The sequence below is a fragment of the Ralstonia sp. VS2407 genome (assembly GCF_052950655.1).
Genome location: NZ_JBRFVG010000272.1, coordinates 1 through 463, shown reverse-complemented (window position 1 = coordinate 463; position 463 = coordinate 1). Strand labels below are relative to the sequence as shown.

Sequence of the window (463 nt, the reverse complement as noted above, 5' to 3'; positions counted from 1 at the left end):
CCGCCGGACAGTCGAAAGCGACGAGCGCGTGCGGTTGCAGCGTTCCCAGAAGCTGGTGGCTCTGCGGACCCCGCCCGTGCAGGTTGACCGCCAGCTCCGGCGGATCGCCTTTCCACGCCGGTGCGTCCAGCTCACGCGTGTCCAGCAGCCGGTCCGCCACGTCGGCGAGTTCCACAAGCGGCGCGAGTACGGAAGGAGCGGCCAGCACCAGCTCATGGTCGGGACGAGCTCGCCGCAGGGCCCGCAGCGCCGGCACGCCGGTCAGGAAGTCCCCCAGCCCGAGAGCCCGGAGGACCAGCAGGCGCGGTCGCCGGCTCAGGGCCACGACCCCTCGACCGCCGGGGTCACCACGAGCTCGCGGACCTCGCAGCCGGGCGGCTGACGCAGGGCGAACAGCACTGCCTGGGCGACATCCTGCGGCTGGTTGAGCTTGGCGTCCGGCGGCGGCATGTACTGCTCGTCG

The 463-nt window shown here is 72.8% G+C and carries 1 protein-coding gene; it reads right to left on the bottom strand.

Going from position 1 to position 463, the window contains the following annotated elements; all coding sequences use genetic code 11:
• On the bottom strand, positions 1–325 hold a 325-nt coding region (locus ACU8YE_RS25005), incomplete at its 3' end, for a glycosyltransferase family 9 protein (RefSeq protein ID WP_446930240.1).
• Between the last annotated feature and the right edge of the window lie 138 nt (positions 326–463).